Below are 13,572 nucleotides of genomic sequence, written 5' to 3' on the forward strand. Positions count from 1 at the left end.
TTCACTGGGAAAAAATATATTTTTTTTGCTATGATACAAATAGTTGTTTACAAAAAGGAGCTTGATTTTATGAATATTGGTTCTGCAATACGTGAAATTCGTCAACGTAGGGGCATAACAATCGCACAAATTTGTGAGGGAACAGGTCTTTCTAAAGGATTTATGAGTCAGGTTGAAAATAATAAAACATCACCATCTATCTCAACTTTAGAAACGATCTCCAATTTTTTAAACGTTCCCCTTCCCTATTTATTGTTAGAGCAAAAAGATCGATTAAAAATTGTCAAAAAAGAAGAACGGAAATACAGTGTATACGGCAAAGATGAGCAAAGAATTGAACATGTTGCGGAGCAAGGGGGCCTTCGCCTATCTTTAGTAGAAATCCCTACTGGATTCCCGAAAGAAAACTCACCAAATGCCCATGAAGGGGAAGAATGTCACCTTGTATTACGCGGAAAACTAGAAGTTCAGCACGGTGAAGATATTGCAATTGTAGAAGAAGGTGATTCTTTCTCATGGAATGCATGTGTTCCTCATATTGTTCGTAATATAGGAGAAGAAACTGCATTATTACTCATCTCTAGTTATGCAGAAAATCGAAAACGTGTTTACTAAATAATAAAAAAGAAGCCTGTTAAACAGGCTTCTTTTTTATCCCCTTATAATTCCATAACTTGTCCCAACTAGTACAGTCTTTTCATGCTGATTGCGATAAACTGACTCGATTGAAACTTTTTTATAGCCTTCCATTTGCTCAACATTTGTTAAAGTTAGTTCACAAGTGATCGTATCTCCTGTGAACACTGGTCTAATAAACTCACTTACTAATTCTCTTGCTATGTAATGTAACTCTTCTCCCACTTTCGTCCCAATGCTAGCAGTCAATAAACCATGAACCATTAATCTTCCATCTTCATCGTATTCCACATGGTGTCTACCTTTATCACCGGTAATATTTGCAAATTCAAAAACCTCTTCCTCAGTAAATCTTCTTTCATATTTAAATACATCCCCAACTTTTATACTCATTTTTATCCCCCTAGAAATAAACAGAATTTTCTTTTATTTTATCATAAAACGAGCCTCAATCCATTCTCTATTATCAAAAGTCTCAAAATTACCTCGCTATACTTTTTTACTTGCCATTCATTTATCGGTGACCATCTCTTTTGGCGACTTGATATCCATAATACGCACATGTTCCATTTCTCGATAGCTCTCTAACTTCAAATCCACAGCTTCTATAAAAATCAAAATTGTTCGCAGAAGTATGTGCAAACCAGTCACCATGTGGTAGCTTTTGCAAACAAAGAGCGACAAGTTTCTTACCTAATCCCTTCCCTCTATATTCACATTTCACAACTAAATTTACTATGTTCGCGACCATGATTCCATCAGAAATGACTCTAACCATGGCAATCATCTCTTCTTCATCCCAGATTGTGAATGCCCATGTTGAATTTTCAAATGCTATCGTGAATTTTTCAATTTGCCAAGAAGGGATATTATCATTGCTCCAACCGGCATCTTCAAATAAAGTCTTAATTGCATATGCAGGTACACCATTCGTTCCCTCACGAATAATAAGTCCATTATGATAAATGTACATGTAATCCCCCCCTTTATTTTTATATACCATTCTTCAAAAAATGCAATTAACCTTTTTTCATCCAACGCGCCTAATGGAATAAACGAGAACATCCATCCCATGAAATGAAGTTGTTTTCTCATAACTAAGCCCCGTTTTTCTAGCGACAAAGATTGAGGCGGGGTGGTCCGGATTAATAAGAGAAATCAATTTATTCATTCGTAACGCTTGGAAGCCATAGTCTCGAAATGCTGCCGCTGCTTCTTTCGCATAGCCTTTTCCCCAATACTGAGGTAATAACCAATAACCAATTTCAATTTCCTCTTTTCCATCTATCTGCTGCTTTACTAATCCTGCATGACCAATCCGTATCCCCGTTTCCTTTTCAATTAATACAAATAAACCGAGGCCGTTTTTATAGCTAGGAATTACCCACTCTTCCAAACTTTTTTTACATTGCATATATGTTTTTAAATTCCCATTTCCAATATAGCGCATTACTTTTTCGTTTCCCCATAGTGAAGCGTAGAACTGTAAATCATCCATTGTATATTTACGAATTTGTAAACGGTCTGTATGAAACATTCCTTCACTCCTTTCTACTAATTTCTTCTTAATTTCACAATCATATTTTGTATGCACAATAAATGTTACCATTTATTATAAATGAATCAACTACATAACACAGAATATTCAATCTTATAGAAACAAAAAAAGCAGTAGACAAATATTGTCCACTGCATCCATATCATAACTAGCATAAAGAAAACTACAATTGAGGGGGGTGTAGGATTTTCAAATATACTAGATACTTATCCCGTTCTAACGGGCGGTAAACTTTCCAATTGTTTCAAGTGAAAAGTTTACCGCACATAAGAACTTCCTTCGTTCATTAAGATAGTATTGCTAAATAATCATATACACGCTTAGATTTCTCTCCACCCATTCGTGCATGTTGAAGAAGAGAAATACCATGAGGACCAGATGCGCGCAATGCTTCTGGTTGAGCTACTAAAATAGCTTGTACAACTTCTAATTCACCAAGCATAGCTGCTGCAAAAATATCCATCCGAGCACCCTTTTCTAGTAAATAAAGAGCAATATCTTTACGACCTACATGTGCCGATGCGCCTAACGCACTTTCCCAATCTGATCCACCCCAATTATAAGAGGCGTGAAGTAAGCTTGGTGATTCAACCAATAGCTCTTGTACTTTCTCTAAATCCCCGTGAGCTGCCATAACAAATTTTCTTACTAATTCAATGGTAATACGCTCTTCTGTTTGCATCGCTCTTCTCCCCTTTTAGAAATTCGTTTCGGTGTAAAAAAAGGCTTGTCACTTCCCTGAAAAATATCTACATCTATGCCAAATATATGTTGAAACATTTCATGGCATAGTACTTCTTCTGGTATACCATCATACTGAATTTTCCCTCGCTTTAATACAAGTAAACGATCGCTATATTGAGCAGCTTGGTTAATGTCATGTAAAACCATTATAATTGTCATTCCAAACTCCTCATTTAATCGTTTCACAAGTTCCATTACTTCCAACTGGTGAACGATATCTAAAAAGGTTGTTGGTTCATCCAATAATAAGACATTTGTACGTTGCGCTAGCGTCATCGCAATCCAAGCACGTTGCCGTTCTCCTCCTGATAAAGAATGTAAAAGACGATATTCACACCCTTCAAGATTTGTAACAGACAATGCCCAATCAACAATTTCTTCATCTTCTTTATTTAAGTGGCTACTCCATGATTTATGTGGACCTCTTCCGAACTCAATTAGTTCTTTCACTGTTAAATCTAATTGATGATCATGCATTTGTGGTAACATTGCTAATTGCTTCGCTACATCAGCACTCTTCATCATATGAATATTTTTCCCATCTAAAATGATGTCCCCTTCGCTTTGTTTCAGTAGCCTTGCTATTAAACGAAGCAAAGTAGATTTTCCCGATCCATTCGGACCAATTAAACTAACGATTTCTCCAGCCTTAATATGTACATTCATATTTTGCATTTGAAATCTTTCAGAGTGTGCGTAAAACACTTTGTTAACGGAAATCACTTTGTTTTCCTCCTCTATGAATTAAATATAAGAAGAACGGACCACCTAAGAAGGACAGTAAAATACCAACAGGCAATTCGATTGGGTCAAACCAACTTCGAGCTATTGCATCCGCAAAAACAAGTAATACCCCGCCGCCAAGGCATGATAAAGGTAGCAAATATCTATAATCATTTCCAACTAATAAACGTAGCATATGTGGTACGACAAGACCGACAAATCCAATCAGACCAGACACACTTACTGCAATTCCAGCTAATAATGTACTTACTACGATTAAATAAAACCGACTTTTTTCCACGTTATGTCCTAATAACTTTGCCATTTCATCTCCAAGCATTAACACTCGAATATGCTTAATACCAAAGAAAGCTAATATAATGGCGAATATTGCATAATAAATAATCATATTTAAATGTGCCCAACTTACACCACCAATACCACCCGCTAGCCACGGTAACACCGATTGTACTTTGTCACTATGTAATAACATTAATGCTGACGTTGCTGCACCAATTAATGCATTGATCGACACCCCTACTAAGACGATTCTTGAAGGTGGTGCCCCTTTTTGCCATGATAAAGCATAAATAACCATCGCTGTTATGAAAGCTCCTAAAAACGCCCCTAGTGGTAAAAAAGCTAGATGCTGTGGGAATAAAATCATGATGACAATTGCTACAAGGCCTGCCCCAGATGAAACTCCGATAATACCAGGATCTGCAAGAGGGTTTCTCATAACTCCTTGTAGCAGTGTACCAGATGCAGCTAAACATGTTCCTACTATAAACCCAATGAGCACTCTCGGTATGCGAAGATCCCATACAATTCGATGAACTGTCGAACCTTCATCTTGTATACCCGTTAGAATATCTCGTACAGAAAAGGATAAACTTCCTGCGAAAAGACCGTAAAAGAGACCTAGGATTGTTAATACAACTAAAGTAACTGCTATTATCCATCTTTTTTTCGCAAAAGGATGTTCCTTTTCTCTTACTACTTCACTACTTTCCATACGTATCATTTCCTTACATCTTGTATACTTTTATACATAAAGTCCATTGCTTCTGTAACTTTTGTACCAGGATTAGATCCAAATAAATCAGGTGGCAAAATAACTACGCGGTTTTGTTTTACTGCCTCTAAATTTTTCCACGCTTCATTTTTCATCATTTCGCCTTCGAATGCTTTTTTCACACTTTTTGGATCTCCGTGTGTAATTAAATAAATCACATCTGGATTCGCCTCAATAATACGTTCTACACTTAGCTGTGCATATTGCGGATATTCTTTCGTTTCTGGAAAATCAGAAGCAATATTTTTTCCGCCTGTTTTTTCTAAAATATCACCTGATAAAGATGTTGGTAATGCCGCTAAATAAGTTCCTGGTGCGCCATACACTAGCAATGCTTTCACATCGCTCTTTTTCTCATATTTCTTCATTTGATCATTCATTTTTTGAATAATTTCTTTTGCTTTATCTTCTTTCTTCATTACCGTTCCATATAATTCAATATTCTTTTGAATATCTTGTACAGAATTCGCAGAAGAAATGATAACTTGCGTTCCTTGTCCTTCAACCGTTGGCACATTCTTTTGGAATCCATTGTTAGCAACAAGTACATCGGGCTTTAAACTAACAATTTGCTCAAAATTCGGTTGATGTGCATTCCCAATTACTTGTGCTTTCTTTAGCTCATCCGGAAGAGTTAATTTCGTATCCGGGCGACCTACTATTTTTCCACCTAAAGCATGAATAATATCCATGTCCCCCATACTTAATGTTGCAAAACTTTCTGGCACTTTATCGAATGTTACCTTTCTTCCTGATAGGTCGGTAATTTCGATTTTCTCTTTTCCTTTTTCTGTTTTGGTTGCAGACGCTTTTTCGTCCCCTTTGGCACTGCAACCTATTAACAAGAAAAAAATAGATAAAATCGCTGTAAATAGCGTAATAGATTTTTTCATTTCTTCACCTCTAATTGATAATGATAATCATTAACTACTATTCTACTTTAATTGATAAGGATTATCATTGTCAACACGAAACGCATATATTTTCCTACAAAAAACAAAAAGCGCGACAAAAAGATTTTTTCTTTTCGCTGCGCTCTAGTTAACAATATTATTCACATTCATTTTCCTCTAGCTGGTCACGCATCACTTTCACACGCTGAAAGAAAAAGAACGATAAGCTTAAAAATATAACGATGCTCCCCATCATAACAAAAAATTGGATTGTCTCTTTTGCTCCACTCGGAATCAATAAGCCAACCATTAACAATGTACTTACAGCGAGAAGCATTTGTCCAAACCGAGTATAATCTTCTATTTTTCCTTTTAATTCTTTCATTATATTCTCACTCCTCCATTTCACTGTATCATATTCTATGAAACTGAAAGACCAGTAAATACAGCCATTCTGGGAGATATTTTCCAATAAAAAAAAGAGCCGCTTTTACTGCGGCTCTTTTTTTATCATTATTCACCTTTATATGCTTCCATATAAATTTCTTTCAGCTCTGAAATAAGCGGTAACTTTGGATTAGCAGTTGTACATTGATCTTCAAAAGCTCTTTCTGCTAATACTCCAACAACCTCTTCAAATTGCTCTTTATCGACTCCTTGTCCCGCAATACTCATATTAATATTTAAGCTTTTTCCAAGCTCAATAATTGCTTGGACGAGTGATTCCACCCCTTCTGCTGCCGAACTTGCTGGAAGACCGAGCATTCTCGCTATATGTGCATATCTTTCATCTGCCACAAAGTGCTCATATTTTGGGAACAATGCGTGTTTTCTTGGCTTAATAGCATTATAGCGGACTACGTGCGGCATTAGAATGGCATTTGCGCGTCCGTGCGGAATATGGAATTCTGGTCCAATCTTATGTGCTAAGCTGTGATTAATACCGAGGAAAGCGTTTGCGAATGCCATCCCTGCAATTGCAGAAGCGTTATGCATTTTTTCTCTTGCTTCTTCATCATTTCCATCTTTATATGCTCTCGGTAAATATTTGAATACGAGATCAATGGCTTTTAATGCTAATCCATCTGTATAGTCATTTGCCATAACAGACACATACGCCTCAATTGCATGTGTTAAAACATCCATACCAGTATCTGCTGTTACATGTGGTGGTACTGTCATTACAAATTGTGGATCAACAATTGCTACATCTGGTGTTAATTCATAATCTGCGAGCGGATACTTTATATTATTTTTCTTATCTGTAATAACCGCAAATGGTGTCACTTCTGATCCCGTTCCTGATGTCGTTGGAATCGCAACAAACTGCGCCTTATTTCCTAATTCCGGATATTTACATGTACGTTTTCTTATATCTAAAAATTTCTGTTTAATACCATAGAATGTCGTTTCTGGATGCTCATAGAATAACCACATTCCTTTTGCTGCATCCATAGCTGAACCACCACCAAGTGCGATAATTACATCTGGCTTAAAGCTTTTCATCATTTCCGCACCTTTGAAAACAGTTTCATCTGATGGATCTGGTTCGACCTCAAAGAAAACTTCAACTTTCACATCATTTGCATTCTTGTTTAAATAGTGCGCGACTGTATCGACATAGCCATGTTCAACCATTCCGGGGTCCGTTACAATAAATGCACGTGAAATGTTAGGCATATTTGCTAAATAAGCTGTAGCATGTTTTTCAAAATAAATTTTTGGTGGCAGTTTGAACCACTGCATATTCTTTTTTCTATTTGCCAGCCTTTTTATATTTAATAAATGAGTCGCTGTTACATTTTGGGAAACTGAATTCTTTCCGTATGAACCACAACCAAGTGTAAGTGATGGAATAAATCCATTATATATATCCCCTATTCCACCTTGTGATGAAGGTGCATTTACAATGAGACGGCAAGCTTTCATACGTAACCCAAATTGCTTTTGCACATCTTTATTTGTAGAATGGATAACTGCTGAATGTCCTAAACCACCGAGGTTCAACATTTCTTTGCAATATGTAAATCCTTCTTCTAATGAATTCGCCTTCACACAAGCTAATACTGGACTCAGTTTCTCACGAGATAACGGATATGCTGCTCCGATACCTTGAATTTCAGCTACAAGCATTTTTGTATGTTCAGGAACAGTGATCCCAACTAAATCGGCAATATACTGTGCTGATTTCCCTACAATATCACTATTTACTGCACATGTATTTTCATTTATAACGAGCTTTTCTAATTTTTTTCTTTCTTCTTCTGTTACAAAGTAACAATTGTTTTCAATCATTTCTGTTTTAACATCATCATAAATTTCTTTATCGACAATGATTGCTTGTTCCGATGCACAAATCATACCGTTATCAAATGTTTTCGATAAAATTAAATCATTAACAGCTCGTTTTACATGTGCTGATTTTTCTATATAACACGGTACATTACCAGGACCAACGCCTAACGCTGGTTTTCCAGTAGAGTAAGCTGATTTCACCATACCAGCGCCTCCAGTTGCTAGAACGAGTGCTACACCATCATGGTTCATCAATTGTTTCGTCGCTTCAACAGACGGTCTTTCAATCCATTGAATACAGTGTTTTGGTGCACCAGCTTTCATCGCTGCATCATATACGGTTTTCGCTGCTGCCACAGAACATTTTTGTGCGGAAGGATGAAATGCGAAAATAATTGGATTTCTTGTTTTTATCGCAATTAACGCTTTAAACATTGTTGTCGACGTTGGATTCGTTACTGGCGTTACCCCAGCTACTACACCGACAGGTTCCGCGATTTCTATTATTTCTTCATGAGGATCTTCGTGAATAATCCCTACCGTTTTATCTTGCTTTATACTATGCCAAATATATTCAGTGGCAAAAATATTTTTAATGCATTTGTCTTCATATACACCACGGCCAGTTTCTTCAACTGCCAATTTTGCTAGCGGCATATGTTGATCAACACCTGCTAATGCCATTTCATGAACAATGTTGTCAATTTCCTCTTGTGTAAAACTTTCTAATGCTTGTAAAGCTTGTTGACCATTATTTACTAGCGTATCAATCATCTTTTTTACTTCCTGCATTTCATTTACAACTTTCTCTTTGACTACCATGTGAATTTCCTCCTATTCTACTATCACGGTCCTTATATGTCCCTATAGGTCAAAATAAGTCCCAATTAACACAAAAAAATAGAGATGCTTTCCTACATGAATTTCATTGTTTGTGAAAAGTTTCACAAGTTTGTTCGTGAGTAACATTTCCTGAATTCAATATACATGAAATCATTTCGTTTGTGTATGTCTATTTTGTGAAATGTTTCACAAATGATGTAATAAAAAAATGCACTGCTAATATAGAGCAGTGCATTTTTTATTATGCTAGCGCTTGTGCTAAATCTTCAATTAAATCTTCACCATCTTCAATACCGACAGAAATACGAATTAATGTATCTGTAATTCCTAATCCTTTGCGGCGATCGGCTGGGATTGATGCATGTGTCATTTGAGATGGAATAGAAATTAAACTTTCTACCGCTCCTAAGCTTTCAGCAAGTGTAAAGTATTGTAGTTTCTCAAGTACTTTATTTAATGTCTCTTCACTATCTACATCAAATGAGATAATAGCACCAAATCCGTTTGCTTGTTCTGTTGCTAATTCGTGGTTTTGATGTGATTCAAGACCTGGGTAATATACTTTATTTACTTTTGGATGATTATTTAAGAACTCAGCAATAGCGCGTGAATTCGTTTCATGTTCTTCCATACGAATTCCTAATGTTTTTAAACCGCGAAGTAGTAAGAAGCTATCTTGTGGCCCAAGAATACCTCCTGTTGAGTTTTGTACAAAGTGAAGATCTTCTGCTAGTTGTGGACTATTTACAACTACTAAACCTGCAACTACGTCACTATGACCTCCTAAATATTTCGTTGCACTATGAAGAACAATATCTGCTCCTAAAGAAATCGGCGACTGCCAATATGGCGTCATGAATGTGTTATCAATAATTGTTAATAAGTCTTTCTCTTTAGCAAGAGTAGATATTTTCTTAATATCAGTAATTTTTAGTAGTGGATTCGTTGGTGTTTCCACATAAATTGCTTTCGTATTTGGACGAATCGCTTCTTCAACTTCCTCTAAGTTTGTTGTATCTACAAATGTATGCTCAATACCGAAACGGTTTAATACTTTCGTAATAACGCGGTATGTTCCGCCATAAACATCATCTGTTAAAATTACGTGGTCACCTTTTGAGAACAACATAATTGTCGCTGTAATAGCAGCCATTCCTGAACCAAATGCAAATCCAGCATGCCCATTTTCTAATACAGCAATCATTTCTTCTAAAGCTGCACGTGTTGGGTTACCTGTACGTGAATATTCATATCCTTGATGCTTACCAACTGCTTCTTGTTTGTACGTACTTGTTTGATAAATCGGTACGTTTACAGATCCAGTTGAAGGTTCTCCTATGCGAATACCATGAATTAACTTTGTCTTTGCTCTCATTTTTTATTCCCATCCTTTGTATATGTCTTTACTTAAATAGCGCTCACTGCTATCAGGAAAAATGGTTACAATATTTGTACCTGGTGCTGCCTTCTCTGCCTCCAGTAAGCTCGCATGAAATGCTGCTCCTGAAGAGCTCCCAACGAGAAGTCCTTCTTTTTGGGCTAATTCTTTCACTCGTAAAAATGCATCTCGATCAGAAATCGTATGAATTTCATCAAAATAAGATGTCTTCAAAAATGGCGGGATAAATTCCAGTCCAATTCCTTCGGTCTCATGTGAACCAGCCTTACCACCATTTAAAATAGATCCTTCTGGCTCTACAATCACTGTTTTAATATCTATATTTTTTTCTTTCAAATAAGATGCAGTCCCCATAAACGTACCGCCAGTTCCTGCTCCAGCAACAAATATGTTAATCTCTCCATTCAATGCGTCCCACAGTTCAGGTCCTAATGTTTTAAAATATGCACGAGGATTTGCCTCATTTGCGAACTGACTTGGAGAATATGAATTCGGTAGTTCATTTACTAACTCTTTTGCTTTAGCAATTGCACCGGTCATTCCTTCCTCAGTCGGTGTATGCACGACCGTTGCACCTAGTGCTTTCATTAATTCTTGTTTTTCAATACTAAATTTCTCTGGTACACAAACGATAACACGTAAATCATGTTCTAATGCTGCAAGTGCCAGTCCAATACCAGTATTCCCAGCAGTCGGTTCAATAATTGTTCCACCCTGGGTAACAAGCCCTTTTTCTAGCGCATCTTCGATTAATTCTCTTCCTAAACGATCCTTAACGCTTCCGCCTGGGTTATAAAATTCAAGCTTTGCAAATAAACGGACCCCTTTCGGAAGTGAAAAACGAGTAATTTCTACAATTGGTGTATGACCAATTAACTCATGAACTCCACGATATACATTCATCGTGTTCTCCCCCTTGTTTGCCAATAAAGAAAAGGCAACTGTATGTATTTTCTTTATATGAGACAGTTGCCTTTTTGTTACATTACTTTAACTCTTCTAACACTTTTACAATAAAGTTTGTAGAGTGAAGAGCTGCTTGATCTAAAAACTGATCAAATGAAACATTTGATTCTTTACCAGCAATATCAGAAAGTGCGCGAATGATAACAAACGGAATTTCATATTGGTGGCATACTTGTGCAACTGCTGCTGCTTCCATTTCTACCGCATAAAGATTTTCAAATTTATCACGGATGGCTGCAACGCGGTTCGGATCACTCATAAATGAATCACCTGTTGCAATCATACCTTTTACAACTTGAATATTTTCTTCAGCCTGCATACATTTCTCAGCTAATGCAACTAACGCCTCATCAGCTTTAAATCCAGGCGGCATTCCTGGTACTTGACCATATTCATAGTTAAATGCTGTTACATCTACGTCATGGTGACGAACTTCAGTGGAAATAACTACATCACCTACGTTTAGAGAATGATGGAATCCACCAGCTGAACCAGTATTAATTACTTTTTCAGGCTTATATTTTTCTAATAAAATTGTCGTTGACATCGCTGCGTTTACTTTACCAATACCAGACTTTAACAAGATTACTTCATGCCCTGCTAATAGCCCTTTCGTAAATTCACAACCTGCAACTGTTTCTGTCTCTGCTTGTTCTAATTTGTCACGTAAAATACGTACTTCTTCTTCCATTGCTCCAATTACAGCAATTCTCAATCTAATCCCTCTTTCTATTGCTTAGTTGCCTCCATTACCCAAACGAAATGATTTAATCTCGTGAACGTTACATGGAAGCCATTGTTTTCAAAAATAGTCTGCATAACTGGAATACGTGTATAGTATTCCGTTTGCAAATCGTTTGCTAACTGGTGGAAACCTCTTTGTTTTGCTGTTTCAACAGTTTTATCATATGCATCTTGATCTGCAAATATCGTATCAGCAAACACTATTTTACCACCTTTGTTTAGCAATTGACTATACTTCGCAATCGCTACATTTTTTTCATCATCTGTTAAATGATGAAATGCATAGGTGCTTACAATGGTATCAATTGAATTTGGAACTTCAAACGAAAGAAAATCACCGTCTGTAATTGAAAATTCTTTTGGCAATTTCTCTTTTGCAATCATGCGCATTTCACGCGACGGTTCTATACCGTAAACTGTGCGGCCAGCAAGTAATAATTTATCTGTTAAATTACCTGTACCGACACCAAATTCTAATACATTACCAAATGACTTGTTAACTACATCCTCTAGAATGTCCTCATAATGGGCGAAAACTTCTTTATATTGTATATCTTCGCCTTGTACAAATGAGTCGTACGTATGAGCCCACTCATCAAATAAACCATTAAATTCTGTACCCATAAAAATTCCCCTTTTTCTTATCGGTTTTATCAGTATGATATTCCCTCTTTCTAAAAATGTCAATTGAAATGTACATGGTATTTCCTTCTTTTCTTTGTTACACTATAGTTGATTACATAGGAGAGGGGCCGTCTTCATGTCATTTACCTTTGAAATGTTAGAAGATAAAGTAGAGTTTTTTGAAGCGGGAGACTTAGCTTCTTTAGAACGAAAAATTAGTGAACAAATTGATAATAATAAAGCACTTATGCTTGAAGTTCATCACATCTCACATCAGATGGTTATGGATCCTGAAAGCAAAAGACCGTATTATAGCGCGGTTGTTCATTTTAAATTAAAGAAATTGCGTTAACAAAAAAGAGAAGCTCCTAAGGAGCCTCTCTTTTTTAGTTTAGAGTTTGAACAAGTACTGGTTTCCAGCCCTCATTGTCTACCCAATCAATATTTACATAATATCTTTTCCCACTTTGCTTATCTTGAACATCACCATAAGCTTTACTCTTTCCAGTTTTGTCTCTTCCAACAAAATGGAATACTAATTGCTCTTTCGGTACTTCAACACCTGCAGCAATTGCACTTTGCATCTCATTCCAATCTGATGAACCCTGTTTAAACGTCATCGCTGGTGATGAACCTTGTTCTGTTCCTACAGCTTTCCAAGAAGGTTTTGTATACGCCTCTTTTGCCTTAGATACAGTTTTCTCAGCTGATACTTTCTCGTTAGCTTTCGCTTCTTCTTCAGCTTTTTTCTGTTCTTCTTCAGCCTTTAGCTTCTCTTCTTCAGCTTTTTTCTTGGCTTCTGCTTGCTCTTGTTCTTTTTCTTTTTTCTTAGCAGATTCTTTATCTTCTGATTTTCCAGCTTTCTCATTCTTTGTTGTTTGTTGAGAGACTTTCTTATCAGTAGAAGATGCTTGCTCTTTCGTACTAGGAACGAACAATTGATATGCTACAATAGCTACTAATAGTAATACAATAGCGATTGCAATATTTAAAACACCGTTTTGACGACGTTTTTGTTGTTTCTGTTGGAATCTTGATCCTCCTGCCATTCTCCAAACCTCCATGCAGTTTT

16 protein-coding genes are annotated in these 13,572 nt (G+C 36.6%); 2 read left to right on the plus strand and 14 right to left on the minus strand.

Annotated elements, in window-relative coordinates:
• Positions 1-69 precede the first annotated feature (69 nt).
• Positions 70-615: a helix-turn-helix domain-containing protein gene (locus tag MKY21_RS21950; RefSeq protein ID WP_001020693.1), complete on the plus strand. Its 546-nt coding sequence runs from the start codon at positions 70-72 to the stop codon at positions 613-615.
• A 36-nt stretch (positions 616-651) separates the two neighbouring features.
• On the opposite strand, the gene MKY21_RS21955 is transcribed toward MKY21_RS21950, so the two are convergent.
• From MKY21_RS21955 to MKY21_RS22015, 13 genes are all read right to left on the minus strand, one after another.
• Complete coding sequence (locus MKY21_RS21955) at positions 652-1,029, minus strand: MaoC/PaaZ C-terminal domain-containing protein (protein ID WP_000025014.1); 378 nt, start codon at positions 1,027-1,029, stop codon at positions 652-654.
• A 121-nt stretch (positions 1,030-1,150) separates the two neighbouring features.
• A complete protein-coding gene (locus MKY21_RS21960; RefSeq protein WP_000276114.1) occupies positions 1,151-1,609 on the minus strand; it encodes a GNAT family N-acetyltransferase in 459 nt (152 codons plus the stop codon).
• A 57-nt stretch (positions 1,610-1,666) separates the two neighbouring features.
• Positions 1,667-2,245, minus strand: coding sequence for a GNAT family N-acetyltransferase (locus MKY21_RS21965; RefSeq protein WP_136986246.1), 579 nt, complete (start codon positions 2,243-2,245; stop codon positions 1,667-1,669).
• Between the two features lie 235 nt (positions 2,246-2,480).
• A complete protein-coding gene (locus MKY21_RS21970; protein WP_016118650.1) occupies positions 2,481-2,876 on the minus strand; it encodes an ankyrin repeat domain-containing protein in 396 nt (131 codons plus the stop codon).
• The gene (locus MKY21_RS21975) at positions 2,843-3,661 is read right to left on the minus strand and encodes an ABC transporter ATP-binding protein (protein WP_098616178.1); all 819 of its coding nucleotides are present in this window, start codon (positions 3,659-3,661) and stop codon (positions 2,843-2,845) included. The genes MKY21_RS21970 and MKY21_RS21975 overlap by 34 nt, the downstream gene beginning before the upstream one ends.
• On the minus strand, positions 3,648-4,676 hold the full coding sequence (locus MKY21_RS21980) for a FecCD family ABC transporter permease (protein WP_002000971.1): 1,029 nt from the start codon (positions 4,674-4,676) through the stop codon (positions 3,648-3,650). Before MKY21_RS21980 ends, MKY21_RS21975 begins: the two co-directional genes overlap by 14 nt.
• A 5-nt stretch (positions 4,677-4,681) precedes the next feature.
• Positions 4,682-5,629, minus strand: coding sequence for an ABC transporter substrate-binding protein (locus MKY21_RS21985; protein ID WP_000748455.1), 948 nt, complete (start codon positions 5,627-5,629; stop codon positions 4,682-4,684).
• A 157-nt stretch (positions 5,630-5,786) separates the two neighbouring features.
• Positions 5,787-6,014: a YrhC family protein gene (locus MKY21_RS21990; RefSeq protein ID WP_000661265.1), complete on the minus strand. Its 228-nt coding sequence runs from the start codon at positions 6,012-6,014 to the stop codon at positions 5,787-5,789.
• A 128-nt stretch (positions 6,015-6,142) separates the two neighbouring features.
• Positions 6,143-8,746: a bifunctional acetaldehyde-CoA/alcohol dehydrogenase gene (adhE, locus tag MKY21_RS21995; RefSeq protein WP_016118651.1), complete on the minus strand. Its 2,604-nt coding sequence runs from the start codon at positions 8,744-8,746 to the stop codon at positions 6,143-6,145.
• Positions 8,747-9,008: 262 nt separating this feature from the next.
• The gene (locus MKY21_RS22000) at positions 9,009-10,142 is read right to left on the minus strand and encodes a bifunctional cystathionine gamma-lyase/homocysteine desulfhydrase (RefSeq protein ID WP_098616176.1); all 1,134 of its coding nucleotides are present in this window, start codon (positions 10,140-10,142) and stop codon (positions 9,009-9,011) included.
• Positions 10,143-10,145: 3 nt separating this feature from the next.
• Entirely contained in the window at positions 10,146-11,069 is a 924-nt protein-coding gene (locus MKY21_RS22005) for an O-acetylserine dependent cystathionine beta-synthase (protein WP_016118652.1), read from the minus strand.
• An 82-nt stretch (positions 11,070-11,151) separates the two neighbouring features.
• The gene (gene mtnN, locus MKY21_RS22010) at positions 11,152-11,847 is read right to left on the minus strand and encodes a 5'-methylthioadenosine/S-adenosylhomocysteine nucleosidase (protein ID WP_001217024.1); all 696 of its coding nucleotides are present in this window, start codon (positions 11,845-11,847) and stop codon (positions 11,152-11,154) included.
• Between the two features lie 14 nt (positions 11,848-11,861).
• Positions 11,862-12,500: a class I SAM-dependent methyltransferase gene (locus MKY21_RS22015; protein WP_000536313.1), complete on the minus strand. Its 639-nt coding sequence runs from the start codon at positions 12,498-12,500 to the stop codon at positions 11,862-11,864.
• Between the two features lie 136 nt (positions 12,501-12,636).
• Here MKY21_RS22015 and MKY21_RS22020 point away from each other — a divergent pair, with 136 nt between their 5' ends.
• Positions 12,637-12,852: a YrzA family protein gene (locus tag MKY21_RS22020; RefSeq protein WP_000010984.1), complete on the plus strand. Its 216-nt coding sequence runs from the start codon at positions 12,637-12,639 to the stop codon at positions 12,850-12,852.
• Between the two features lie 34 nt (positions 12,853-12,886).
• Here MKY21_RS22020 and MKY21_RS22025 read toward each other — a convergent pair whose 3' ends face one another.
• Positions 12,887-13,549, minus strand: a complete 663-nt coding sequence (locus MKY21_RS22025) for a YrrS family protein (protein ID WP_000897099.1) — start codon at positions 13,547-13,549, stop codon at positions 12,887-12,889.
• Positions 13,550-13,572: the final 23 nt, after the last annotated feature.

Source organism: Bacillus sp. FSL R9-9497 (assembly GCF_038005805.1).
Taxonomy (GTDB): domain Bacteria; phylum Bacillota; class Bacilli; order Bacillales; family Bacillaceae_G; genus Bacillus_A; species Bacillus_A cereus.